Origin of the sequence: Nonomuraea turkmeniaca (genome assembly GCF_005889735.1) — a bacterium.
GTDB lineage: Bacteria > Actinomycetota > Actinomycetes > Streptosporangiales > Streptosporangiaceae > Nonomuraea > Nonomuraea turkmeniaca.
Map to the genome: position 1 here is coordinate 1 of NZ_VCKY01000161.1, position 23,675 is coordinate 23,675.

General features: G+C 70.3%; 21 protein-coding genes. 14 read left to right on the forward strand and 7 right to left on the reverse strand.

Going from position 1 to position 23,675, the window contains the following annotated elements; genetic code table 11:
• On the reverse strand, positions 1 to 806 hold an 806-nt coding region (locus ETD86_RS36185; RefSeq protein WP_138671149.1), incomplete at its 3' end, for a serine/threonine-protein kinase.
• A gap of 110 nt (positions 807 to 916) precedes the next feature.
• On the opposite strand from ETD86_RS36185, the gene meaB reads away from it, so the two are divergent.
• From meaB to ETD86_RS36210, 5 genes are all read left to right on the forward strand, one after another.
• Positions 917 to 1,876 carry a methylmalonyl Co-A mutase-associated GTPase MeaB gene (meaB, locus tag ETD86_RS36190; RefSeq protein WP_138671150.1) on the forward strand — a complete coding sequence of 320 codons (960 nt, stop codon included), beginning with the start codon at positions 917 to 919 and terminating at the stop codon, positions 1,874 to 1,876.
• A gap of 139 nt (positions 1,877 to 2,015) precedes the next feature.
• Positions 2,016 to 4,136 carry a CehA/McbA family metallohydrolase gene (locus ETD86_RS36195; RefSeq protein ID WP_138671151.1) on the forward strand — a complete coding sequence of 707 codons (2,121 nt, stop codon included), beginning with the start codon at positions 2,016 to 2,018 and terminating at the stop codon, positions 4,134 to 4,136.
• 5 nt (positions 4,137 to 4,141) lie between these two features.
• Positions 4,142 to 5,083 (forward strand): acyltransferase domain-containing protein, encoded by a 942-nt coding sequence (locus ETD86_RS36200; RefSeq protein WP_170223450.1) that lies wholly within the window; start codon positions 4,142 to 4,144, stop codon positions 5,081 to 5,083.
• A gap of 57 nt (positions 5,084 to 5,140) precedes the next feature.
• Positions 5,141 to 5,761, forward strand: coding sequence for a TetR/AcrR family transcriptional regulator (locus ETD86_RS36205; RefSeq protein ID WP_138671152.1), 621 nt, complete (start codon positions 5,141 to 5,143; stop codon positions 5,759 to 5,761).
• Entirely contained in the window at positions 5,758 to 6,840 is a 1,083-nt protein-coding gene (locus ETD86_RS36210; protein ID WP_246148728.1) for an acyltransferase family protein, read from the forward strand. The genes ETD86_RS36205 and ETD86_RS36210 overlap by 4 nt, the downstream gene beginning before the upstream one ends.
• Positions 6,841 to 6,946: 106 nt before the next feature.
• On the opposite strand, the gene ETD86_RS36215 is transcribed toward ETD86_RS36210, so the two are convergent.
• Positions 6,947 to 8,176 carry a mandelate racemase/muconate lactonizing enzyme family protein gene (locus ETD86_RS36215; protein ID WP_138671154.1) on the reverse strand — a complete coding sequence of 410 codons (1,230 nt, stop codon included), beginning with the start codon at positions 8,174 to 8,176 and terminating at the stop codon, positions 6,947 to 6,949.
• A gap of 123 nt (positions 8,177 to 8,299) precedes the next feature.
• Here ETD86_RS36215 and ETD86_RS36220 point away from each other — a divergent pair, with 123 nt between their 5' ends.
• From ETD86_RS36220 to ETD86_RS36240, 5 genes are all read left to right on the forward strand, one after another.
• Positions 8,300 to 9,649 carry an ABC transporter substrate-binding protein gene (locus ETD86_RS36220; protein ID WP_138671155.1) on the forward strand — a complete coding sequence of 450 codons (1,350 nt, stop codon included), beginning with the start codon at positions 8,300 to 8,302 and terminating at the stop codon, positions 9,647 to 9,649.
• A 6-nt stretch (positions 9,650 to 9,655) separates the two neighbouring features.
• Positions 9,656 to 10,519 carry a carbohydrate ABC transporter permease gene (locus ETD86_RS36225; protein ID WP_138671156.1) on the forward strand — a complete coding sequence of 288 codons (864 nt, stop codon included), beginning with the start codon at positions 9,656 to 9,658 and terminating at the stop codon, positions 10,517 to 10,519.
• Positions 10,516 to 11,337, forward strand: a complete 822-nt coding sequence (locus ETD86_RS36230) for a carbohydrate ABC transporter permease (RefSeq protein ID WP_138671157.1) — start codon at positions 10,516 to 10,518, stop codon at positions 11,335 to 11,337. Before ETD86_RS36225 ends, ETD86_RS36230 begins: the two co-directional genes overlap by 4 nt.
• Positions 11,338 to 11,367: 30 nt before the next feature.
• Positions 11,368 to 13,593 (forward strand): hypothetical protein, encoded by a 2,226-nt coding sequence (locus tag ETD86_RS36235; protein WP_138671158.1) that lies wholly within the window; start codon positions 11,368 to 11,370, stop codon positions 13,591 to 13,593.
• A gap of 78 nt (positions 13,594 to 13,671) precedes the next feature.
• On the forward strand, positions 13,672 to 14,499 hold the full coding sequence (locus ETD86_RS36240) for a FadR/GntR family transcriptional regulator (protein WP_138671159.1): 828 nt from the start codon (positions 13,672 to 13,674) through the stop codon (positions 14,497 to 14,499).
• Here the strand turns inward: ETD86_RS36240 and ETD86_RS36245 are convergent, their stop codons facing one another.
• From ETD86_RS36245 to ETD86_RS36255, 3 genes are all read right to left on the reverse strand, one after another.
• Positions 14,500 to 15,255 carry an SDR family NAD(P)-dependent oxidoreductase gene (locus tag ETD86_RS36245; RefSeq protein WP_138671160.1) on the reverse strand — a complete coding sequence of 252 codons (756 nt, stop codon included), beginning with the start codon at positions 15,253 to 15,255 and terminating at the stop codon, positions 14,500 to 14,502.
• Between the two features lie 277 nt (positions 15,256 to 15,532).
• Positions 15,533 to 17,191 (reverse strand): alkaline phosphatase D family protein, encoded by a 1,659-nt coding sequence (locus ETD86_RS36250; RefSeq protein ID WP_138671161.1) that lies wholly within the window; start codon positions 17,189 to 17,191, stop codon positions 15,533 to 15,535.
• Positions 17,192 to 17,402: 211 nt separating this feature from the next.
• A complete protein-coding gene (locus ETD86_RS36255; protein WP_138671162.1) occupies positions 17,403 to 17,777 on the reverse strand; it encodes an acyl-CoA thioesterase in 375 nt (124 codons plus the stop codon).
• A 36-nt stretch (positions 17,778 to 17,813) separates the two neighbouring features.
• Between ETD86_RS36255 and ETD86_RS36260 the strand changes: the two genes are divergently transcribed.
• Positions 17,814 to 18,056: a hypothetical protein gene (locus ETD86_RS36260; RefSeq protein ID WP_138671163.1), complete on the forward strand. Its 243-nt coding sequence runs from the start codon at positions 17,814 to 17,816 to the stop codon at positions 18,054 to 18,056.
• Here ETD86_RS36260 and ETD86_RS36265 read toward each other — a convergent pair.
• Positions 18,044 to 19,801, reverse strand: coding sequence for an AMP-dependent synthetase/ligase (locus tag ETD86_RS36265; RefSeq protein WP_138671164.1), 1,758 nt, complete (start codon positions 19,799 to 19,801; stop codon positions 18,044 to 18,046). The genes ETD86_RS36260 and ETD86_RS36265 overlap by 13 nt on opposite strands.
• A gap of 49 nt (positions 19,802 to 19,850) precedes the next feature.
• Positions 19,851 to 20,018 carry a hypothetical protein gene (locus ETD86_RS55755; protein ID WP_170223451.1) on the reverse strand — a complete coding sequence of 56 codons (168 nt, stop codon included), beginning with the start codon at positions 20,016 to 20,018 and terminating at the stop codon, positions 19,851 to 19,853.
• Positions 20,019 to 20,043: 25 nt separating this feature from the next.
• On the opposite strand from ETD86_RS55755, the gene ETD86_RS36270 reads away from it, so the two are divergent.
• The 3 genes from ETD86_RS36270 (at position 20,044) to ETD86_RS36280 (ending at position 23,474) form a co-directional block, all read left to right on the forward strand.
• Positions 20,044 to 20,565 carry a CGNR zinc finger domain-containing protein gene (locus ETD86_RS36270; protein ID WP_138671165.1) on the forward strand — a complete coding sequence of 174 codons (522 nt, stop codon included), beginning with the start codon at positions 20,044 to 20,046 and terminating at the stop codon, positions 20,563 to 20,565.
• Between the two features lie 241 nt (positions 20,566 to 20,806).
• A complete protein-coding gene (locus tag ETD86_RS36275) occupies positions 20,807 to 22,450 on the forward strand; it encodes an ABC-F family ATP-binding cassette domain-containing protein (RefSeq protein WP_138671166.1) in 1,644 nt (547 codons plus the stop codon).
• A gap of 109 nt (positions 22,451 to 22,559) precedes the next feature.
• Complete coding sequence (locus tag ETD86_RS36280; protein ID WP_138671167.1) at positions 22,560 to 23,474, forward strand: hypothetical protein; 915 nt, start codon at positions 22,560 to 22,562, stop codon at positions 23,472 to 23,474.
• The last annotated feature ends 201 nt before the right edge of the window (positions 23,475 to 23,675 follow it).

Below are 23,675 nucleotides of genomic sequence, written 5' to 3' on the forward strand. Positions count from 1 at the left end.
GGGTGGCGGCGCGGCCGGTCCGGGCGTCCGCCGCCGATCAGCCGCAGCAGGACGTCACGCATCGCGGGCCGCGCGGCGGGATCCTTGGCCAGGCAGGCGGCCACGACGTCTCGTAACGGCCGCCTCAGGTCACCGATCCGCGGCTCGTCACGCAGGATCCGGTTGATGACCGCGGGCAGCGAGTCGTCGCCGAACGGCGGCACCCCCGTGGCGGCGAACACCACCACTGACGCCCACCCGAACACATCCGCCGGCGCCCCCGACGCCTTCCCCGCCAGTTGCTCCGGCGCCATGTAGGCGGGCGTCCCCACGATGTTGCCGGTCGCGCTCACCCCCGGCCCGAACGCCCCGGCGATGCCGAAGTCGACGACCCGCGCCCCCTCCGGCCCGAGCAGCACGTTCGCGGGCTTGACATCCAGGTGCAGCACACCGGCCTGGTGGACGGCGTCCAGCGCGGTCGCGGTCGCCACGGCGAGCCGCTGCAGCTCCGGCCCGCCGAGCGGCCCCGCCTCCTGCAGCGAGCGCCCCTCCACGTACTCGGAGACCACGTACGGCCGCCCGGAGGCCGACCCGTCGAGCACCCGCGCGAGGCAGAACGGCTCGACCTTGCGCGCGGCCGCGATCGCCGCCGCCAGGCGATCATTCCCGGCCAGCCCCTCACGCAGCACCTTGACGGCGACCGGGGTACCGTTGCGCGCCTGGCCGAGGTAGACGACACCATGGCCGCCCGCGCCGAGCCGTCCGACCAGCCGGTAAGGCCCCACAGCCGCCGGGTCGCCGTCGCGCAGTGGTTCGACGTTGGGCATGAGGGGAGTGACTCCTGTGACGGCTGAGAAGAGAACTCCAGCACCCTACTGGCAAATGTCAAGACTTGTCAGAAGTTAGGCTGATCAAACAGAAGAAAGGGGTAAGCCGGGTGCACGCGCTGGAGGACTACGCCGGGGGCGTACGGGCAGGCTCGCGTACGTGGATCGCCCGCGCGATCACCCTGGTCGAGTCGACCAGACCCGACCACATGGCCCTGGCCCAGCGCCTGCTCATCGAGCTCACCCCGCTCACCGGCCACGCGTGCCGGGTCGGCGTCTCCGGGGTGCCCGGCGTGGGCAAGTCCACCTTCATCGACTCCCTTGGCACGCTCCTGACCAGGCAGGGCCACAAGGTCGCCGTGCTGGCCGTGGACCCGTCCTCCAGCAGAACGGGCGGCAGCATCCTGGGCGACAAGACCCGCATGGCCCGCCTGGCGGCCGACCCGGCCGCCTTCATCCGCCCCTCGCCCACCTCGGGCACCCTCGGCGGCGTCACCAAGGCGACCAGGGAGGCCATGGTCGTGGTCGAGGCGGCCGGCTTCGACGTCATCCTGGTCGAGACCGTCGGCGTCGGGCAGTCGGAGACCGCGGTGGCCGACATGGTGGACACATTCCTGCTGCTCACCCTGGCTCGCACCGGCGACCAGCTCCAGGGCATCAAGAAGGGCGTGCTGGAGCTGGCCGACGTGGTCGCCGTCAACAAGGCCGACGGCGAGCACGAGCTGCCGGCCAGGAAGGCCGCGCGCGAGCTGGCCGGCGCGCTGCGCATGCTCCGCTCGGACTCCACCCCGCCGCCGGTGCTCACCTGCAGCGGCCTCACCGGCGACGGCCTGGAGCGGTTGTGGCGGCAGGTGCAGGCCCACCGGGAGTCGCTCGACCTGGCCGCCAAGCGCCGCGCCCAGCAGGTCGGCTGGACCTGGACCCTCGTACGCGAGCGGCTCCTGTCCGAGCTGCGCAACGACCCCGAGGTGGCGGCGATCAGGGAGGAGGTCGAACGCGAGGTCCTGGCGGGCGAGCTGACCCCGTCGCTCGCAGCCGACCGCCTGCTGTCCGCCTTCAAGCGCCCCTGATCGGGTGCTCCAGCTAGGCCGAGATCACCCCCGGGTGAAGAGACTTCCCTCAGGGGTGGAATAACCGCTCCCACCGCGCCGGGGCAGCTCTGTGACCCATGCCACGATGTCGCGCAACCGACGTTGGAGAGGCGCGCGTATGAGTGCGGAACCGATGCTGCCGGAAAAGGTGGCGGGGGCGCTGGAGGAGTACGGCCGGTTGCTGGGTGAGCACGGCATCACCTGGGGCGAGCCGGAGATCCACTACGTGAAGTTCTTCGCCAGGCGCAAGGTGTTGCCGCCCGCGCTGTTCGACCGGTTCTGGAAGCTCGTCTTCAAGTCGGTGGCCGAGCGGTACCCCGGCGAGCCCGCCGACCACGTCGGCGCCCGCCTGTCCGAGGCCGACTACGACCGGGTGCTGCGTGACACCCTCGACGGTGTGCTGCCGGGACACCTGGTCGCCCTGCGCGTCCGCGCGGACGGGCACACCCTCGAAGGGACGCCGCGGACGGTCCTGGTCCCGTTGCAGCCGGCCGGAGCTCGGCGCCGGAGCCGGGTGCCCGTTCAGCGGGTCGCCCCGCCCCTGCCTGGGCGGGGCGAGGAGCGTATCCCGCTGCTCATCGACTCCAGCCGGGACGAGCCCTGCCTGGTCAGCGTGGACGACACCGAGCGCCTGCTGGGCCCGCGCGGCGCCTGGCTGGTCGAGGTGGATCACGACAGCACGATCGTCGTCGACGGCGCCCGCGTGCGCCTGGACCCGCTGCTGCGGCTCACCCAGGCGGCCCGGCTCCGCCTGGTGGCCGGGATGCCGTGCCGGTGGAGCGTCAGGGACGCCGATGGCAGCGGCTGGTTCCCGGCCGACACCCCCAACCGGTACGACTACCACGGCCGCCCGTACTTCCACGGTGACGACCTCCTCGTCGAGGTCCCCGCCCTACCGCTGACGATCACCGTCGCCAGGGGCATGGAGTACGGCGAGGCGAGCCTGGACCTCACCCCCGACCCGGGCCTGGAGCACCTGATCAGGCTGACCCCTGAGCGCATCTACGACGCGGCCGCCCGCAACTGGTACGGCGCCGACATGCACGTCCACCTCAACTGGGCCGGCGACCACGTCGGGGTGCCCGCCGACGCGGCCGCCGCCCAGCACGGCGAGGACCTGCACGTGCTCAACCTGCTGGCCGGCAACGTCTCGGGCCGGCGCGTCTACGACCGCGAGGCGCTCGACCACTGGACCGGCGAGGACCTGCCCTGGTCGGACGCCACCCACATCGCCAGGATGGGCGTCGAGTACCGCAACGACCTGCTCGGCCACATCTACGCCTTCGCGCCCCGCGCCGCGCCCCTGCGCTTCCACACCGGGTTCGACGGCGACGCCGACTGGCCGCCCAACGCCGACGGCCTGCGGGAGCTGCGCGGGCTCGGGGCGCTGGTCGGCTACAGCCACCCCTTCCGCACGCCGATCGCCGACGGCGCCCCGCCCAAGGGGGTGGTCTCGCCGGTGCCGCGTAACTGCGCGGCCCGCGAGCTGGTCGCCGACGCCGCGCTCGGGCTGGTGGACAGCCTCGACGTGCTCACGCACGCCTCGATCCCGGCCACGGCCGCGGTGTACCGGCGGCTGATCGGCGCGGGCAACCGGCTCGCCGTGACCGCCGGCACGGACGCGATGATCTCCTTCACCCGCTCGGACAACCAGTCGAACCCGCCCGGCTGGGCCCGCGTCTACGCCCAGCTCGAGGGGCCGCTGACCGCCCGGGCGTTCGCCGTGGCCGTGCGCGCGGGCCGGACGTTCGCCACCACCGGCCCCTGGCTGGAGTTGTCGGTGAACGGCCATGGCCCCGGCCACGTCATCCGTGCCCGTGCCGGCGATCGCGTCACCGTCAGCGCCGCCGCCATCGGGCCCGAGGTGGCTGCGGTGCGCATCCGCACCGCCGACGGCGTACGCGCCGGTGCGGAGCGGCTGCCGGGCGGGGACGAGCCCCTCACCGTGAAGGCCGACATCGAGGTGGACGCGCCGACGTACATCGTGGCCGAGGTCCTGTGCCACCCGCACCCGCGCACCATGACGACCACCGGGTACGCCCTGACCAGCCCCGTCTACGTGGACGTGGACGGCAGGCAGGTGGCCAGGCGGGAGGACGTGCTGTGGTGTCTGGAATGGCTGCACCTGCTGGAGGACCTGATCAAGCAGCACGGCCGGCTGGCCGGCCCGTACCAGTTCGGCGACCACGTCTCCCTGCTGGAGCAGGCCAGGGCGGTCTACGCGGCCCGGCTAAGCTGATCTCGATGGACGTCAATACCCTCCTGCGCGACCACCCGGACTGGCTCGCGCACCTCGAATCCCTGGGCGGCTTCGACCTCGCCTTCCCCGACGATCTGCCGTCGGAGCTGCTCAGGCTCACCGTCCCGCACGAGGACGTCAACGCCGTCATCGCCGCCCGCCCGGAGCCGGGCAGCCCCCAGTGGTGGCTGGCCGAGCGGTGCGCGCACTCGCTGGCGTCCACCATGGGCAGCCTGGACGACCCGCCGCCGTTCCAGCCGCTGCCCGAGCTGGGCCCGTACTTCTACGTGTACGTCTACCTCGCCACCCTGCCGCACACCCGGCGGTACCACCGCGAGCTGGGCGTCCCCGAGGAGGTGTCCTGGGCGACGTTCGCCGATCTGGGCCGCAACATGGCCGTGCACCGCAAGCGGCACGGCATCGGCGGCCTGCACGCGCCCCAGTGGTTCATGCTGCACGCCAGGGGTCTGCTCTTCGAGCTGGGGCGCCTCCAGTTCAACAGGGGCAGGCTGGGCTCGCGGACGGGGGCGGCGGTGCGCGCGGCCGGGCTGCCGTGCGGGCCCGGCGACCCGGCGCTGGGCGTGCACATCCCTGACTTCCACGGGCCGCTGTCGCCCGAGGCCTGCGACGCGTCGTTCGCGCGGGCCAGGACGTTCTTCCCCCGGCACTTCCCGCAGGAGCGCCTCTTCGTCATGGGGTGCGCGTCGTGGCTGCTCGACGACCAGCTCGCCCGCTACCTGCCCGCCGACTCCAACATCGTGGCCTTCCAGCGGCGCTTCCAGCTCCTGCACAGGCTCGACGACTCCGAGATGTTGTCGTTCGTGTTCGGCGCCGACGCCGCCGACCCGGCCGCGCTGCCCCGCCGCACGCGCCTGGAACGGGTGATCGCCGACCACCTGGCGGCCGGCGGCGCCTGGCACGGGCGGGTCGGCTGGCTCCGCTTCTGATTCGCTTCAGATCCGTCCGCTCACGCGTTGTCTAGCCGTACGTGCTAGATTTTGGCCGTGCGGTCAGAAATTGAGTCGAGTGGCCAGAAGAGTCGATCGTTCATCGAGGAGGCCAGGCGTGCCCAGATCGTGGCGTCCGCCATCGAGGTGATCGCCGAGGTGGGGTTCGCCCAGGCGTCGCTGGCGCGGATCGCCGCGCACGCGGACATCAGCAAGGGCGTCATCTCCTACCACTTCGCCGGCAAGGAGGAGCTGATGGTCGAGGTGGTCGAGCGGACCTACGGCGCCATCGCCGAGCACGTGCTGACGAAGATGCAGGGCCTGCAGTCGGCCACCGAGTTGCTCAGGACACACGTCCTGTCCGTCGCCGAGCACATGCGCGGCCACCGCACCCAGCTCAAGGCGCTGGGCGAGATCTTCACCAACCTCCGGACCGCCGACGGCAAGCTCCGTTACGGGATCAAGGCGAGCGAGCCGACGTATCTCGCCCTGGAAGGCATCTACCGCCTCGGGCAGGAGAGCGGGGAGTTCAGGGACTTCGACGTGCGGGTCATGGCCGTCACCCACTCCTCCGCCGTCGACACCATGTTCGCCTACTGGATGGCTCACCCCGGCCACGACCTGGACGCGCACGCGCGCGAGTTGGCCGACCTCCTCGAAAGGGCATGCGTGACATGACAACGGAGACCCGTACCAGGCTCCACGCGGTGGACAACCTGCGGATCTTATTGACCGTGCTGGTCGTCGCCCACCACGTCGCCATCACCTACGGCAACATTCCGGTCTGGTACTACCTCGAGCCCGCCAAGGACCCGTCGGGGCTCCTGCTCGATCTCCTGGCCGTGATCAACCAGGCCTACTTCATGGGGTTCTTCTTCCTCATCTCCGGCTTCTTCACGCCCGGCTCCCACGACCGCAAGGGCGCCCGCGCGTTCCTGCGCGACCGGCTGGTGCGGCTGGGCATCCCGCTGCTGGTCTTCGCCGTCCTGCTGCGGCCGCTGATCACCTTCGGCGGGCGCGACGGCATGCCGTACTGGCAGTACTACTTCGCCTCGTGGAGTCCGGGGCCCATGTGGTTCGCCGAGGTGCTGATCGTCTTCGCGCTGGCGTACGCGGCGTGGCGGAGGTTGCGCGCGCCGCTCGACCAGCGCCCGGCACCGCTCAAGCTCACCTGGATCGTGCTGTTCACGCTGGGGCTGGCCGCCCTCACCTTCTTGTGGCGGATCCCGGTGCCGACCGGCGCCCACTGGCCGGTGGTCGGGCTGCCCACTCCGTACTTCCTGCCGCAGTACGCCGCCATGTTCATGCTCGGCTGCGTGGCCTTCAGGCGCGGCTGGTTCGAGACGCTGCCCGAGCGGGCCTCGGTGCTGGGCTTCGTCGCGGCCGGTGGGGCCACCGTGGTGCTGATGCCGGTGATGCTCGCGGCCGGCGGAGGGACCCTGACCGGCGGGCCACTGGAGTCGGCGCTGATGGCCCTGTGGGAGTCCGTCTTCGCGGTCGGCATGATCATCGGGCTGACGGTGTGGTTCAGGGAGCGGTTCAATCGGCAGGGGCCGCGCGCCCGGTTCCTGTCCGACCACGCCTACACCGTGTACGTCATCCACCCGCTCGTGCTGGTCGGCCTCGGCTGGTCGCTGCGCTGGCTGGAGGCGATCGCGGTCGTCAAGTTCGCCGTCATGCTGGTGCTCGCGCTACCGCTGTGCTGGTGGATCGCGTATCTGGTGCGCCTGCTGCCGGGGGCTAAGCGGGTGTTGTGAGCATCGCGGGCAGCGGGGCCGCCCGGCCGTCGCGGACGCACACGTACGTGATCGTGCCGATCGCTCCGACCTCCAGGCGCCTTCCGAGGGGCCACGCGAGCGCTGGTTATCGGGCTACCGGGAGGGGATGGGTGGCGCCGGTTACGCGGCGGCGTACAGTGGCGCTCTGGTCGAGGTCGGGGCGGAGCCGGACTCCGTGGCCGGGGGCCGTTCCCGGGCTCAGCCGACCGGCGGAGATGTCCGGCAGGCCGGTGACAAGCTGCGGATACCAGCTGGAGTAGTAGGCCCTGGTGGTCTCCTGGATGAACACGTGCGGCAGGTGGACGGCCAGGTGCGCCGAGGCGCCCAGCACCACGGGCCCGCTGCAGTCGTGCAGCGCGAGGGGCACTTCGGCCGCGAGCGTGCGCTCGGCCAGAGCCAGGACCTCGCTGATCCCGCCGCACCAGCCGAGGTCGGCGATGAGGACGTCCACCCCGCGCCGATCGAGCAGAGGGGCCACGGCCGTGCGGCCACCCAGCGTCTCACCGGCGGCGATCGGAACCGGGCTGGTCGCTCGCAGGTCGCCGAGCTCGGCGTAGCGATCCGGCCGTATCGGGTCCTCGACCCACAGGGGATCGAACTCCGCGAGCGCCTCCAGAATGACCCGCGCCACGGAAGGCTCCCACAAGCCGTGCAGCTCCACGAGGAGGCGCATGCGATCACCGACGGCGTCGCGCACCTTGCGCAGGGGGCCGAGTCCGGCATCGAGGTCGGCCCGGCTGATCTCGCGTCCCGCCGAACGTTCGGCGTAGACGTCGAAGGGCCAGATCTTCATGGCCGACACCCCCTCGGACAGGAGATCCTCGGCCAGTCGGTCGGCGTGGTGGAGGAAGCCGTAGAGGTCCTCGTGGCGTCCTTCGCCGGCCACCCCCCAGTTGGCCGACTTCTGGCCGCTGGGGTGGCGCATGTAGTGCGGGCCCGCGCAGGTGTTGTAGATCTGCACGTCGCTCCTGACCCGGCCGCCGAGCAGTTCGGTCAGGGGCAGGCCGGCCTCCTGGCCCATCGCATCCCACAGTGCCAGGTCAATGGCCGACAGCGCGCGGACCTCGGCGCCGCTGCCCAGGTAGCCGACATAGCCCTCCAGCTCCGTCAGCAGCGCCCGCAGCTCGTCCGCGTCCCGCGGCATGGCGCGCCCGACCAGGGCGGGCGCCAGAGCCTCGTGGAGGTGCGCCTCGACCGCGGCGGCCCCGTAGTAGGTCTCGCCCAGCCCGACGATTCCCGAATCGAGGTGCACCTGAACCAGCAGCAGGTTGGGCAGTTCCTCGACGACGAGTGTCTCGATGCCTTCGATGCTCATGCATGCCTTCTTATCGGCCAGACTGGTCTGACCGCAACTCCTGGATGATGTCCGGCATGGTTGACGAAACCTCCCGTTTACCTAGATGGTGGTCTGACCGGTAAGCCCGCAAAGGAGTCTGCGATGACGTTGACGACACGTACGATCGCCGGCCTGGCCCTCATAGCCGCCACCGTGACGGCCTGCGCCCCTGGTGCCGCACCCACCGAAGCCCCCGACGCGGGCAAGGCCGTGTCCAGTGCGCTACCGACCGAGCCGGTCACGTTGACACTGAGCCACTTCGAGGAAGGCGGCCAGGGAAAGGCGATCGAGCAGCTGGCCGCCAAGTATCAGCAGCTTCACCCCAACATCACGATCAAACCGACGTACACGGCCTTCGCCGACTACGGCAAGAACATCAAGCTGCAGATGTCCTCGGAATCGGCGCCCGACATCGCCCAGGCCGGCCAGGCGCAGACGATGCAGGGCCCGCTGGTCCAGGCGGGCCTGCTCCGGCCGCTGGATGAGTACGCCAAGCTGTACGGCTGGAGCGAGCGGTTCAAGCCTGGCCTGCTCGACCAGGCCCGGTTCTCCAAGGACGGCAAGACCTTCGGCACCGGCGAGCTGTACGGCATAGCCTTGGGCGGCAACCTGGTCGGCATCTACTACAACCGGGACAAGCTCGCCAAGCTCGGCATCACCACCCCCTTCAAGGATCTGGCCGCCTTCCAGGACGCGCTGGCCAAGGCCAAGGCGGCGGGCGAGACGCCGATCCAGCTCGGCAACCTGGAGGCCTGGCCGGGCAATCACGTGCTGTCCGACCTGATCGCTCAGTACGAGCCGCTCGAGAACGGGCTCAACTGGGTCTACGGCCGCAAGGGCGCCACCTTCGACAGTCCCGGTGTGCAGCAGGCCACCAAGACCCTCGCGGAATGGGCCAAGTCCGGCTACATCGACTCCTCCGCCAACGGCACCTCCGACAGCGACGGCGTCGGCAAGTTCATCAAGGGCAAGGGCGTCTTCATGGTCTCCGGCAGCTGGAACCGGTCGCGTATCGACGAGAACATGGACGGCAAGGCAGGATTCACCGCGATGCCGCCGGTCAAGGCCGGTGACCCGGTCCGCGCGACGGGCGCGACCACCTCGCCGTTCAGCATCTCCGCCAAGACCAAGTACCCCGACGTCGCCGCCGGCTTCATCGACTTCATGACCCGGCCGGAGAACGCGGCCACGCTCTTCCAGGGCGGTTACCTGCCCGTCGCCGAGCGTGACGCGGGCCAGCCCAAGGCGGGCAGTGCCCAGGAGGGTCTGGTGGAGACCTGGCAGCAGGTTCTCGCCGACGACGGGCTGGCGCTCTACCTCGACTGGGCGACCCCGTCGATGGGCGACACCCTCTTCCCCGCGGTCCAGCAGCTGATCGCCGGTAAGACGACGCCGGACGAGCTCATCTCCACGGTCCAGGAGAACTGGGCCGACGAACGCGGCAACGGCTAGGGCGATATGAGGGCCAACTCCAGAGTCGCCTACCTGTACATCCTGCCCGGTTTCCTGGTCTTCGCGCTGTTCGTTCTGGTGCCGCTGGGGCACACCGCCTGGCTGTCGCTGTACGACTGGGACGGCATCACCCTCGGCACCTGGACCGGGCTGGACAACTACACCGAGCAGCTGGCCGATCCCGACGTCCGCACCGCTTTCAGCCACTCGATGGTGTTCCTGTTCTTCTTCGCCGCGCTGCCCATCGGCCTGGGACTGGTGCTGGCCTCGGTACTGTCGCGGTTCCGGCTGCGCGGGCTGGGCTTCTTCCGCACCGTGATCTTCCTGCCCCAGGTGGTGACCGCGGTGGTGGTCGGCATCGCGTGGCGGTGGATGTACGCCGACGAGGGGACCGTCAACCAGCTGCTGTCCGCGGTGGGCCTGGACGGGCTGGCCCGCGCCTGGCTGGGTGACTTCACCTGGGCGCTGCCCGCGCTCGGGCTGGTCGGCACCTGGGTGATGTCCGGGCTGTGCATGGTGTTGTTCCTGGCCGGCATCAGCAAGATTGACGCCAGTCTGTACGAGGCGGCCCGCGTGGACGGAGCCGGACCGGTCAGGGAGTTCTTCGCGGTGACCTTGCCAGGACTCAAGCAGGAGATGGCCGTGGGGCTCACGCTCACCACGATCGCCGCGCTGCGCTCCTTCGACCTGGTCTACGTCACCACCGGTGGCGGCCCGGGCAACGCCACCAACGTCCCCGGTTTCGAGATCTACAAGCTGGCCTTCCGCCAGGGGGCCGTGGGCGAAGCCTGTGCGGTCGCCGTGATGCTCACCGTGCTCATCTTCACCGTGGTCCTGTTGATCACCCGGTTGCTGCGGGAGAAGCTGTGAACGCCCGTTTCGAACGGCTCGGCGCCTACACCTTCCTGTGCCTGTTCGCCCTTGCCGTACTGCTCCCGCTGTTCAGCATCCTCTCGGTCGCCCTGCAGCCCCAGGGGGCACCGGTCACCGGCCTGAGCTGGCCAGACGATCCGCAGTGGGGCAACTTCGCGCGGGCGTGGACCACCGGCTCCTTCGGTGACCTCATCACCTCGAGCATGATCGTCGCGGTGGTGGTGGTTCCGGTCGCGACGGTGCTGTCTGTGATGACCGGGTACGCCTTCGGCACCATGCGGTTCCGTGGCAGCACCCCGCTGTTCTACGTGATGCTGATCGGCATCGTCATGCCGTACGAGGCCACCGTGGTGCCGCTCTACTACGACCTGCGCCAGTTCGGTCTCACCGACAACTACCTGGGCCTGATGCTGCCCGAGATCGGGTTGTCGGTGTCGTTCGGCACGTTCTGGATGCGGGCCTTCTTCCTTTCCACGCCCCGCGCGCTGATCGAGGCGGCCCGCATGGACGGCGCCAACTCCTTCACCGTGCTGTTCCGTATCTTGCTGCCTGTCGCCCGGCCCGCCGTCACCACGCTCATGGTCCTGTTCTTCGTCTGGAGCTGGAACGAGTTCCTGCTGTCGCTGGTGCTGCTGCAGGATCCGGCCGTCCGCACCGCGCCCGCCGGCCTCGGCCTGTTCGTCGGCCAGCGCACCACCGACGTCGCCGGCCTGTCGGCCGGGGCCCTCATCGTCACCGTCCCCGTCGTCCTCGTCTACCTTTTCCTGCAACGCCATGTGATCCGCGGCATGCTGCAGGGCGCCGTCAAGGGCTGACCCCTTTCGAGGAGAAGGAAGGCTCCGTACGTGTCCCACGCCATCGACTTCCGGTTCGCGCCCCCCTCGCGCTGGACTGCGATCTGCCTGCCCGACGACCCGCACAAGACCCTGGTCCGCGAGGACGGCGCTCTGCTCTACGGCTTCACACAGACGCACCTCGCGGCCTGGCACTTCGCCACCGTCGTGGAGTTCTCCGCCCAGACCGCCGACCGGCCCGTGTCGGTGACCCAGCGCACCGAGTCCGCCGCACGCCCCATCGTGGTCACCACCATGCGCTACCCCCGGCTGGAGCTCACGCTGACCGCCTTCGCCCACGAGCACGACGGCTTCCGCGCCGATGTCGTGATGTGGGAGCTGACGCACATCGGCGACGACGGCGAGGTGCTCACCGGACTGCACATCGACCACCACGACCGCGACGCGGTGCTGACGGGTGGCACGGCACCGTTCCACGTCGCCTACTCGGTGGCGCCCGAGCAGGCTCCTGCCCAGCCGATCTGGATGGACGACACCGCCGAACAAGACGGCACGCCGCTCGGCCCTGTCGCCCTGGTCCACCAGCCGCAACGGCTCCATCTCGCCCACCCGACCGGATTCCGCCCCGCCACCGGCCTTGACGTCACCCCCGAGATCCTGCGACCAGGCGGGCGTACCGGCGGGGCACTGGTCCTGCCGCAGCCGGCCGTGGCCGAGACGCCCGCCATCGCGGACCTGGCCTGGGCCGAGGCCGCCCTGACCCGTGCCCGCGCCTTCTGGGACGAGCTTCCAGCGCTACGGCTGCCGATCACCGTGCCGGATCCGGCCGTGCAGGACCTGCTGGTGGCCTGCGTGCGCAACCTGCTGCAGGCGCGGGAGATCCGCGACGGGCTGCCGGTGCCGCAGGTCGGCGCCACGGTCTACCGCGGCTTGTGGATCGTCGACGGCCATTTCATCCTGGAGACGGCCCGCTACCTCGGCTTCGCCGCCGACGCCGACGCCGGTGTGCGCGTCCTCCTGCGCCGGGTCAGACCCGACGGCTCCATCACGGGGTTGGAGATGGCACCGCACATCAAGGAGACCGCGATCGCGATCGCCACGCTGGTGCGGCAGTCGGAGCTCAGCGCGGACCCGCGCGGCGCGCTCAGCTCGCACTGGCCGGTGGTGCTGCGCGCCATCAACCACATCGCCGACCTGCGCCGCCAGGCCGACGCGCTGCCCATCGGCCACCCGTTGCACGGCCTCATGCCGCCGGCGTTCGCCGACGGAGGAGTGGCAGGCGTACGGGCGGAGTACACCACCACGCTGTGGACGCTCGCGGGGCTACGCGCCGCGGTCAGGGGAGCGACGATGCTCGGCCGCGCATCCGATCGCGACGCGATTCACGCGCAGTACCTCCAGTTGCGCGCCAACTTCGACAAGGCCGCCCGCCGACACCGCGAGGAAGGACTCGCGTACCTGCCCATGATCCACCCGGAGAGCGGCTCGCATCACTACCACGCGGGTCCCGTCGAGGCCGACGTGGCCGCATGGCATCGAATCCGGCCCGGCAGCGCCACGTGGGCGCTGTGCCAGGCCATCTGGCCGGGCGAGGTGTTCGAGCCCGGCGCCCACGTGGTCACCGACCTGCTGGAGCTGTTCGACGCACTCGATGACGAGCAGGGGATTCCTGCCGAGACCGGCTGGCTGCCCTACCGCGCCGCCTGGCCCTACGCCGCCTCGTTCGCCGCGCACGCGTGGCTCTACGCCGGCCGTGCCGACAAGGCGGTCGACTACCTCTACGCCTTCGCCAACCATGCCGCGCCCACCCGCGTATGGCGGGAGGAGCAGTCGCTGACCGCCACCGGCAACGGGCAGTTGTGGGGGGACATGCCCCACAACTGGGCCTCGGCCGAATTCGTGCGGCTGGTCAGGCATCTGCTGCTGTTCGAGCGGGACGACACACTCGAACTGCTGCCTGCCGTACCGGCTGAGTGGTTCGGGGCCGGCCATACCATCGAGCTGGAGCGCAGCACCACCCGCTTCGGCCCGGTCAGCCTGCGCGTCACGACCGAGCACACGGACGTGATCACGGTCACCGTCCGCTACACCCGCCAGGGCGACAGCCACCCGGCACCGGACCGGCTCTCCCTGAGCCTGCCCCTTCCCGAGGGGGCCGCGGAGCGGCCCACCGAGATCACCGTCGACGGCCGCACGGTGCCGCCCGCCGACGGGCGCATCCCGCTGGCCACGGTCGACGACGTCACCGTCCGCATGACATACCGTCGGCTATCATGATCAGGAAAGTTTGCCCCCGGCGGGGGCGGGAAATAGCATCCGGTCTGACCGCGCGGGGTGCTGTCGGGAGGATCACCGGTGACGATTGACGCCGTTCCGCGTGACATGCTGTCCACCTATCTCGAGGACGCCCTGCTCACCGGGAAGATCAGCCCGGGCAGCCGGCTTCCTTCCGAGCGGCTGCTGGCCCAGCGTTTCGGGCTCAGCCGCCCCTCCGTCCGTGAAGTCATCAAGGAACTGCAGGAGCGCGGGCTGGTCCGGGTCATTCCCGGGCGCGGCACGTTCGTCCGGGAGCCGAGCAGCGTCGACAGCATCCGCCCGCTGGAGGCCTATTACCGCCGGCGCAACGCCACCCCGCGCGAGGTGACCGACGCGCGGATCATGCTGGAGACCCACGCCGCCGTGCTGGCCGCGCGAAACGCGACCGAGGACGATCTGACCGCGCTGCGCAAGATGCTGAGCGCCTTCGAGAAGGCCGGCAACGTCGTCGAGAAGGCCCGCGCCGACATCGCCTTCCACATCCTCATCGCGCGGGCCGCCCGCAACTCCGTGCTGGAGGTGATGTTCCTGTCGATCGCTGGGCTCACCTTCGAATACATGCTGCGCAGCCTCGCCGACCCCACGATCGTCCGAGAGGGCGCTCCATACCACGACGACATCCTCGCGGCGATCGCCGACCGCGACACCGAACGGGCTCGCCGCGCCATGGAGGGGCACCTGTCCGTGGCGCACTACCACTACGGCGAAGACCTTGACCAGGGGCTCGACACGCTCGCCCGCCGCGAGCTCACCCGGCTGATGGGACCGGGTGTGTCACTCGACGGCATCATCGAATCGGTGCTGACCGCGCTCGACGGGCCGGGCGACGACCTGCTGCGCCTGGAGCCCAACTCCCGTCAGCGCTAGTCAGTCCTGGTTGAACAGCGAGCAGCCGCCGTCGGCCAGCAGGGTCGTGCCGGTGATGTAGTCGGCGTCCGGCGAGCACAGGAACGCGGCAACCCTGGCCACCTGCTCGACGGATTGCGGAACTCCCAGCGGAATGGCCTGGGCGGCCCGCGCGGCGTAGGCGGGCTCGTTGTCGAACTGCCACTTGGCCAGGCCCGCGGCCACAATTCCCGGCGCCAGGGCGTTGACGAGGATGCCGTGCGGTGCCAGCTCCTTGGCCATCGACCGGGCGAGCATCGCCACGCCGGCCTTCGACGCGCTGTAGGCCGCGATCTCCGGCCACGGCACCGTGCCGACCCAGGATCCCGTCAGCACGATGCGCCCGCCAGATCCTTGGGCCACCATGCGCCGTGCGGACGCCTGGGCCGTGTGGAAGCAGCCGGTGAGATTGATCGCCAGCTGTTGTTCCCAATCCTCGACAGAGATCTCCAGGAACGGGGCGGATGTGACGACGCCGGCGTTGGCGATGGCGATATCGAGATGTCCGACCTCGTCGACGGCGGCGTCCAGGGACGGCCTATCGCGCACGTCGGCCTGCACATATCCCACCTTGCCGTGCGCGGATGCGGTGGCGATCCACGGGCCGGCCTCGGCCGGCGACTTCACGTCGAGGAGCGTGACGCGAGCTCCCCTGCGAGTCAGCTCGGCGGCCATCGCGGCACCGATGTCTCCTGCGCCACCGGTGATCAACGCGGAGCGTCCCTCTAGTACGGGCATGACCCATCTCCTCTGGTTTGACCGGTCAAACCAGAATCCTAACCGGAGAAGAGGTGTTCCCCTCGGGGCCAGCCGGTGAGAGGCGCAGATCGCCTTCGCGGACGTGGCGTCCCCTCCGGCTGGCTGCTGCTGTGGCCAGGCTGCCGGAGCTGCCTATGGTGCCCAGGGGCAGACGCGTACGACGCACCCGCAGCAGGTGGCGTCAGGGCTGACGGTAGTCGCGCGGGCAGGTGAGCGGCCGCGAAAGCAAGCCGTTCCACCTGCCCGCCCGACGTGGTCAGCGTTGCGGTTGCTCGGAGAGATGGTCCAGCTCGCCGGCCACGTCCGGAATGGTCCGAACGCCGATCGGCGGGTTGTCCGCCGTCTGGTGCAGGCCGGGGTTGCCCGCCTCCACCGCGAACGACGCACGAGTCGAGATGGGCGCCCCCGGCCGCGTCACGTAGGGCACGATCCGGTAGTCGACGGTCAACGTCTCCGGAGTCGCCGTGGCGCGCACGTAGCCACGCTGAACGTTGTGGAACTTCAGGTGCGGATTGGCGGCGAGGAACGTCTGCCCGAGCCCGTCCTGGTCGGCGCCGTCCTTGCCGGAGGAGATCGAGGTCCCGGCGAACTCCACGCCCATGACCGGAGAGTTCGGGTCGTCGAAGTCGGGCCTGAGCTCAGCCGCCAGGCTGCGGTGGATGTCGCCGGACAGCACCACCGGATTGCGCACGTTGTGCTCCACCATCCCCGACAGCAGCCGGGCGCGGGCGGAGGCGTAGCCGTCCCACAGATCCATGCCAAAGGCCTGCACGCCGGGACTGGCGTCGTGGTCGAGCGGCGCCATGAGCAGTTGCTGCGCCAGCACGTTCCACGTCGTACGCGAGCGCGCGAGGCCGCCGAGCAGCCACTCCTCCTGTGTGGCGCCCAGCATCGTCCGGTTCGGGTCCAGCCGGTCCGCGCATCCGACGTCCAATCCGTCGCCGCATGGCTGGTCGTCGCGATACTGGCGGGTGTCGAGCACGTTGAAGGTCGCCAGCCTGCCGAAGGACGCGCGCCGATAGAGCCGCATGTCAGGCCCTCCGGGCATGGAGGCGCGGCGTAGCGGCAGGTGCTCGTAGTACGCCTGGAAGGCGGCGGCTCGCCGTTGCAGGAAGACCTGCGGGTCCTGGTCGGGCTCGGTGTCGATCTGGGAGATGTCCTTGGCCCAGTTGTTCTCCACGTCGTGGTCGTCGACCGTCACCATCCAGGGGAACGCCGCGTGCGCGGCCTGCAGGTCAGGGTCGGTCCGGTAGAGGGCGTGCCGGTTGCGGTACTCCGTCAGGGTGAAGGTCTCCTTCAGGTACTGCTCGGGCAGGCTGAGCCCGCGCACCCCGCCGGTGGCGCCCACGCCGTACTCGTAGATGTAGTCGCCGAGGTGGAGGACCACGTCCAGGTCCTCCTGGGCCAGGTGCCGGTAGGCGGTGTAGAAGCCCTCGTACCAGCACTGACAGGAGACGAAGGCGAACGCCAGGGCGCTCACGTCCGCCCCCGGCGGAGGCGCGGTCTTGGTCCGGCCGACCGGGCTGATCTCGCCGCCCGCGCGGAACCGATAGAAGTACTCCCTGCCGGGACGCAGGCCGTGCAGCTCAACGTGCACGCTGTGCCCACGCTCCGGTCTGGCCAGGCTGATTCCCTCGCGAACGACACGCCGGAACCGGTCATCGGCGGCGACCTGCCACTGTACCTGTACGGCCTGCTCTGGCATGCCGCCCCGGCCGTCCACGGCGAGCGGCTCAGGAGCCAGCCTGGTCCATAAAACGACCCCGTCGGGCGTCGGATCGCCCGACGCCACCCCAAGGGTGAACGGGGTGCTCGCGGCAGCCGCCGTTCCCGTCCCCGCCCAGCCCGGTATTGCGGCGGCCGAGCCCGCCACCAGCGTCGCTGTGAGGAATCCTCGACGGCTGTACCTGTTCATGCGCGAGCTCCTGTCGATCATGGGCCTACCCCACCATGACTGCAGAAGCCGAAAGTGATCAATGGGTTGAAATATCATTGCTTTGTGCTAAATGATCCCTAGCTGGCCGACGGTGACTGCCTGCCACTGATGCGCCACGGACTCCGACTCCTGATCAGTGGCTGCGACAAGCCAGAGCCGTCAACCCCCGAGGGACTCCCGGGCGAGACCATTAAGCGGGTGTCGTGAGCATCGCGGGCAGCGGGGCCGCCCGGCCGTCGCGGACGCACACGTACGTGATCGTGCCGACGGCCACCAACTCCTCCTCCGCGCGCCGCATCGTGAACGTCATCGTGATCGACGTCGTCCCGACCCTCGCCGGCGCGCTCTCCACGGCCAGCACGTCGCCGAGGCGGGCGGGGGAGTGGTGCTCGCAGCCGCTGACCTTGACGACCAGGTCGGCGCCCTCCTGCCGGAGCCGGTCGTAGCCGCCCCTGGCGGCGAGCCAGTCGAGGAAGGCGTCCTCGAAGTACTCGTAGTAGCGCGTCGCGTGCATCATGGCCTGCGCGTCGCAGTGCCGCGGGCGTACCGGGAGATGCGAGATCACGCCAGGAACCCTACGCGCGGGCGGCGTCACGCGAGCATGAGCACTCTCGCCGCGGCAGCCGTCCTGCTGGTGGCGGCCTGCGCCGGCCCGACGGCCGCAGTGCCCGACCCGCCGGGGTGGCGGTGGTGCGCCGGCGCGAACCAGCCCGGCTTCGGCGCCGGGCTGGAGTCGCGCATCATCTGGGTCGGCTCGGTGCTCACCACCGGGCCGACCACGATGACGCTCACGGCCGACGGCCGCGAGGTGTGGCTCACCGCCTACGCGGGTCAGCCCTCGTAGAAGGAGTCCAGCGTCTCGCCGTAGCGCTCCTCGACCGCCTTGCGCTTGATCTTGAGGCTGGGCGTCAGCTCGCCGGTCTCCACGGCGAAGTCGTCGGCCAGGATCGAGAACTTCTTGACCGTCGCGTAGCTGGCCTCGCCCGCGTTGACGTGGTCGATGGCCTTCTGGACCTCCTCGCGCATGCGCGGGTGCTCGCGCAGCTCCTGCGGGTCCTCCGGCAGCGACTCGGCCTGCGCCCACGGCTTGACCACGTCCATGTCGAGCGTGACCAGCGCCGTCACGTAGTTGCGCCGGTCGCCGTGCACGAATACGTGCGACACGTACGGGCAGGCCGCCTTGATCTTGCCCTCCAGGTACGTCGGCGCGACGTACTTGCCGCCCGAGGTCTTGATCAGCTCCTTCTTGCGGTCGGTGATGTGCAGCCGCCCCTCCGCGTCCAGCTCGCCGATGTCGCCCGTGTGCAGCCAGCCGTCCTCAAGCGCCTCGGAGGTCTCCTGCGTCAGGCCGTGGTAGCCGCGCATGATGCCGCGCCCGCCGATGAGGACCTCGCCGTCGTCGGCGATGCGGACCTCGGTGCCCGGCAGCGGCGGGCCGACCGTGCCGAACTTCGCCGACTCCGGCCGGTTGAGGAAGCTGCCCGCCGACGACTCGGTGAGACCGTAGCCCTCCAGGATGGTCAGGCCGGCCGCGTCGAAGAACTCCGCCATCTCCATGGACAGCGGGGCGGCGCCGGAGATGAAGTAGCGGATCCGGCCGCCGAACCGGTCGCGGAGCTTGGCGAAGACCAGGCGGTCCGCCAGGGCGTACTCGACGCGCGTGGTGAGCGGGATGGTGGCGCCGGCCTGGCGGGCCCTGGCGACCCTGATGCCGGTCGCGCGCGCCCAGGTGAAGATCTTCAGCTTGGCGCCGCCCTCGCGCCGCACCGTGGCGGTCACCGTGTTGTGGATCTTCTCGAAGATCCGCGGCGCGGCCGCCATGATCGTCGGTTTGACCACGCCGAGGTTCTCGGCGATCTTGTCGAGGCGGCCGTCGATGGCCGTCGGCACCCCGATGTGGATCATCACGACCTCGAGCAGCTTGCCGAACGAGTGCGACAGCGGCAGCCACAGGAAGTGCAGGTCGTCCGGGGAGATCAGGTTGAGCCTGGCCACCGCGTCGCCGGTGTAGAGCCAGTTGTCGTGGGTCAGCTCCACGCCCTTGGGCCGGCCGGTGGTGCCGGAGGTGTAGATGAGCGTGGCGAGGTCGTCCTGCGCGATGGCGTCCACCATCGCGTCGTAGTCGCCGTCCTCGGCGCGTACCGAGTCGAGTGTGACCACCCAGCCGTCGTCGCTCGCGGAGCCGTCGATGACCACCACGTGCGTGACGTCGGGCAGCTCCTTCTGCACGGACCTGAGCTTGGCGACCTGGTCGTCGTTCTCGGCGATGACGATCGTGCTGCCGGAGTCGGTGATGACGAAGGCCGACTCGGCGGCCGTGTTGGACGGGTAGATCGTGGTCGTGGCCGCGCCCGTCGCGAGCACGGCCAGGTCGGTGAGGATCCATTCGAGCCGGGTCGAGCAGAGGATGGACACGCGCCGGCCTGGCCCGGCGCCCAGTTTCGCCAGCCCCAGAGCCAGGCCGCGGACCCGCTCGCCCACCTCCCGCCACGAAATGGACTCCCAGCCGCCGGCGGTGGGCACTCGGTACGCCTCGGCGTCTGGGGTGGCCGCGATCCGGTCACGGAGCAGGGCGGGAATGCTGGACATGCCTGGCCTCCTGAAAGTGTTGACCAGACTTTAGGACGACAAGACCGTCTCAGTCGATGGCCGGGAACCTGCGGGGCCGGATCGTCGCGACTGTCGCGGGGGTGCGCACCTCCCACGCGCCGCAGGCGCAGCGCAGGTAGGAGACCACGCCCTCGGAGGTGCGGTGCGAAGAGGTGACGGTCAGGGCGAGGGGATCGTGCAGATGTCCGGAGTGCATGCTCCCAGCATGCTGTAATGGCCTTATGCATTTCAATGCTTACGGAGGCAACGGGGCGGCGCTCGCGGCAGCGCTGGTCAACGCGACCGACTTCGGCCCGCCCGCGGTCGAGGCGATGCTGACCGAGCACCGGCTCCTGCGCGCCGCCGTCACGGCCGAGCAGGCCGCGGAGCTGCGGGCGTGGGCGCGTCTGCTCGATCCGGTGTTCGGCGAGGCCGACCAGGACGTCCAGATCAAGCTGATCAACGACCTGCTCGACGTCACGGCGTCGAAGCCGTACGTCAGCGCCCACGACGGCCGGGAACCCCACCTGCACTTCTACTCGCCGGACGCCGACATCGTGTCCAGGGCCAAGGACACCACCGCCGGCGGGCTGGCCATGTGCATGTCGTTCGCGGGCGGCGGCAGGCTGGGGCGGTGCGACCGGGAAGGGTGCGAGATCGTCTACGTCGACACCTCGCGTAACGGGCGGCGTCGGTTCTGCTCGCCGGCCTGCGCGAACCGGGTCAACGTGGCGGCGCACCGGGCACGCCAGGTTGCCGGATGATCGGGTGTCGCATACGCTGGTGAGCGTCTTATCCCCGACCCGTGAGGGCAGTTGTTTTGAGGATCTGAGGTTGCGGGCACCGCGCCGTTCCGCCCTGTCGTGGGCATTGCGCGCACACCTGGACCTCTGGCGACCTCTTCGGCCTCTGTCGTGGACTTCACGAGTCCTTGTGCGTTGCGCGCATCTGCGGTGTTTCCCGCCAAGTCACGAAATTTCGGGTTTTGTGATGGGAGCCGCCTTTATGTCTTTTTCTATTGTCGTCGACCACGTCTCCTTCGGCTGGCCGGACGGCACCAAGGTCCTCGACGGGCTCGACGCCGCCTTCCCGGCCGGCCGGACCGGGCTCATCGGGGTCAACGGGTCGGGCAAGTCGACCCTGTTGAAGATCATCGCTCGGGAGCTGGTCCCGCGGTCCGGGTCGGTGTCCGTGTCCGGCCTCGTGGGATACCTGCCGCAGAACGTGCCGCTCGCGGCCGCCCGTACCGTCTCCGACCTGCTGGAGATCAGCGGGAAACGGGCCGCGCTGCACGCCATCGAGAGCGGCGACGTCGCCGAAGAGCACTTCACCGCGATCGGGGACGACTGGGACGTCGAGGAGCGAGCGCGGGCCGAGCTCGACCGGCTCGGCCTGGCCGGCATCGGGCTGGACCGCACCGTCGGCACGCTGTCCGGCGGCGAGACCATCATGGTCGCGCTCGCCGCCCAGCTGCTGAGGCGGCCCGACGTGCTGCTGCTCGACGAGCCCACCAACAACCTCGACCTCGACGCCCGCGAGCGGCTCTACGCCGCCGTGTCCGCCTGGACGGGCGTGCTGGTGGTGGTCAGCCACGACCGTACCCTGCTCGAGCTCGTCGACCAGGTCGCCGAGCTGCGCGAGGGCGTCGTGCGCATGTACGGCGGCAACCTCGCCGACTACGAGGAGCAGGTCGCGGCCGAGCAGGAGGCCGCGCTGCGTACCGTGCGGACCGCCGAGGGAGAGGTGCGGCGGCAGCAGCGTGAGCTGGTCGAGGCTCGGATCAGGATCGACAGGAACATCCGGGCCGGCAAGAAGGCGGCAGCCAACAACAAGGCGCCGAAGATCGTCGCGAACGGGCTCAAGCGGAAGGCCCAGGTGACCGCGGGCAAGCAGCGCGCTCTGCACGGGGAGAAGCTGGAGGAGGCCCGGGAGCGGCTGAGTGAGGCCGAGCAGGCCGTCCGCGGCGACGCGGAGATCCGCATCCAGCTGCCGGGCACCGAGGTCCCGGCCGGCCGCACGGTCCTCACCCTCCCGCTCCCCCCAACCCCGGCCCGCCAGCCTGCGTCGCCGGACTCCACTCCCGGCGCGGCCGGTCCCGAGGACGAGCCGGAGGCGCGGGCGATCGTGCTGGAGAGGCTGGTCATCCGCGGGCCCGAGCGGATCGCGCTGTTCGGGCCGAACGGCTCCGGCAAGACGACCCTGCTCAGGCGGATCCTCGAGCACGGCGCCGCCCACGTGCCTGTCGGCTACCTGCCGCAGCGGCTCGACCTGCTCGACGACACGCTGAGCATCATGGACAACGCCCGCTCCGTGGCGCCGTCCGCCTCCGTCAACGAGGTACGCGCCCGCCTGGCGCGCTTCCTGTTCAGGGGTGAGCGCGTCAACCAGGCTGTCGGCACGCTGTCAGGCGGCGAACGTTTCCGCGCCACCCTCGCCGCGCTCCTGTCGGCCGAGCCGCCCCCGCAGTTGCTCCTCCTGGACGAGCCGACCAACAACCTGGACATGCCGAGCGTCCGCCAGCTGGCGCAGGCGCTGTCCGCGTACCGGGGCGCGCTCATCGTGGCCAGCCACGACATGCCGTTCCTGGAGACGATCGGCATCACCCGCCGGCTGCGGCAGGACAGGGAGGAGGGCCTCACGGAATCGTGATTGACGGGTAGGGAGCAACCGGGCGATAGTGTGGCAGGTGGCTTCACCCCGGTTGATCTCGTGCGTTCTGGCTTTAGCGACACTCACGCTCAGCGCGTGTTCTCCTTCCGTGCAGACACCGGAAGGTGGCGAACCGAGGGTCAGCGGCGTCGCCGGCGGGCAGGGCGGCGCCGGGCTCAACGGTGGCGGCACGCCCACCGGCAGCCCGAGCCGGCCGGCGCTCACACCCGAGGCGTACAAGGCGGAGCTCGACAGCAGGCACAAGTCCATGACCGCCGCGATCAGCGGCCTGACGGGCGCGCGTGGGGTCAAGGCGCTGGACCAGCGGGTGACCCGGGCCGAGGAGGCGCTGAGCGGGGCCGCCGAGGCGCTGGCCGCGCTCGCCCCGCCCGACGCCGTACGCGCCCAGCACGACGCGTACGTGACCAGCCTGCGGGACTTCGCCACCGAACTGGGGGACACGGAGGGCAAGGTCGGCGCCAGGGACCTGTGCACGTCCTCGGCCGTGCTCATCGACCTCGACGACAAGCTGGCCGCCCTGGACGAGGCCGGCGAGGCCCTGCAGAGCGCCGGCGACTACCCGGCGGACATCGTGGACGTGAAGGCCGGGCGCAAGCAGACCAGGCGGTTGAGCAACGGCTCGTTCGTCCGCAGGGGCAGCGCGCTCAACGGCCGCAGCTCACTGGAGATCGACAACGGCGCCTCGCGCGACGCCGTGGTCACCGTCATGCGGGGGAGCAGCAAGGCGTTCAGCGTGTACGTGCGCAAGAAGGCGAAGTTCAAGGTCCGGGGCGTGCGTGACGGCAACTACAAGATCTTCTTCACCCACGGCGTGGACTGGGACGGCAAGGGCAAGGCGTTCACCCGCGAGTGCAGCTTCGAGCGATTCCAGAAGTCGGTGACGTTCAAGACGACCTTCACCGCCACGCAGATCCGCTGGCACGACTGGCGGATCACGCTGCACGCCATCTCCGGCGGCAACGCCCGCACCGCGCCCGTGGACCCGGACGACTTCCCGGGCTGAGACCTGTTCCCCGGCTGAGGGCTGGCCGGCCAGACGTGAGGGCCGCGCACCCGCCGGGTGCGTGGCCCTCACCGGTCAGACCAGGTCAGACCAGGTCAGATCAGCTCGAGAAGAGCATGCCCACCCAGCTGCGCTGCCGGTGGTGGCCGTAGTGGTGGCCGCCGCCGTGCGGCGCGCCCCAGGCCGGGCCGGGGCCGGGGG

Excerpts from the sequence above, each read along its gene's own strand:
- ETD86_RS36195 (WP_138671151.1), top strand. The coding sequence starts at position 2,016 with ATGAGTGCGGAACCGATGCTGCCGGAAAAGGTGGCGGGGGCGCTGGAG.
- ETD86_RS36200 (WP_170223450.1), top strand. The coding sequence starts at position 4,142 with ATGGACGTCAATACCCTCCTGCGCGACCACCCGGACTGGCTCGCGCAC.
- ETD86_RS36210 (WP_246148728.1), top strand. The coding sequence starts at position 5,758 with ATGACAACGGAGACCCGTACCAGGCTCCACGCGGTGGACAACCTGCGG.
- ETD86_RS36215 (WP_138671154.1), bottom strand. The coding sequence starts at position 8,176 with ATGAGCATCGAAGGCATCGAGACACTCGTCGTCGAGGAACTGCCCAAC.
- ETD86_RS36220 (WP_138671155.1), top strand. The coding sequence starts at position 8,300 with ATGACGTTGACGACACGTACGATCGCCGGCCTGGCCCTCATAGCCGCC.
- ETD86_RS36225 (WP_138671156.1), top strand. The coding sequence starts at position 9,656 with ATGAGGGCCAACTCCAGAGTCGCCTACCTGTACATCCTGCCCGGTTTC.
- ETD86_RS36245 (WP_138671160.1), bottom strand. The coding sequence starts at position 15,255 with ATGCCCGTACTAGAGGGACGCTCCGCGTTGATCACCGGTGGCGCAGGA.
- ETD86_RS36250 (WP_138671161.1), bottom strand. The coding sequence starts at position 17,191 with ATGAACAGGTACAGCCGTCGAGGATTCCTCACAGCGACGCTGGTGGCG.
- ETD86_RS36260 (WP_138671163.1), top strand. The coding sequence starts at position 17,814 with ATGAGCACTCTCGCCGCGGCAGCCGTCCTGCTGGTGGCGGCCTGCGCC.
- ETD86_RS36265 (WP_138671164.1), bottom strand. The coding sequence starts at position 19,801 with ATGTCCAGCATTCCCGCCCTGCTCCGTGACCGGATCGCGGCCACCCCA.
- ETD86_RS55755 (WP_170223451.1), bottom strand. The coding sequence starts at position 20,018 with ATGCACTCCGGACATCTGCACGATCCCCTCGCCCTGACCGTCACCTCT.
- ETD86_RS36270 (WP_138671165.1), top strand. The coding sequence starts at position 20,044 with ATGCATTTCAATGCTTACGGAGGCAACGGGGCGGCGCTCGCGGCAGCG.
- ETD86_RS36275 (WP_138671166.1), top strand. The coding sequence starts at position 20,807 with ATGTCTTTTTCTATTGTCGTCGACCACGTCTCCTTCGGCTGGCCGGAC.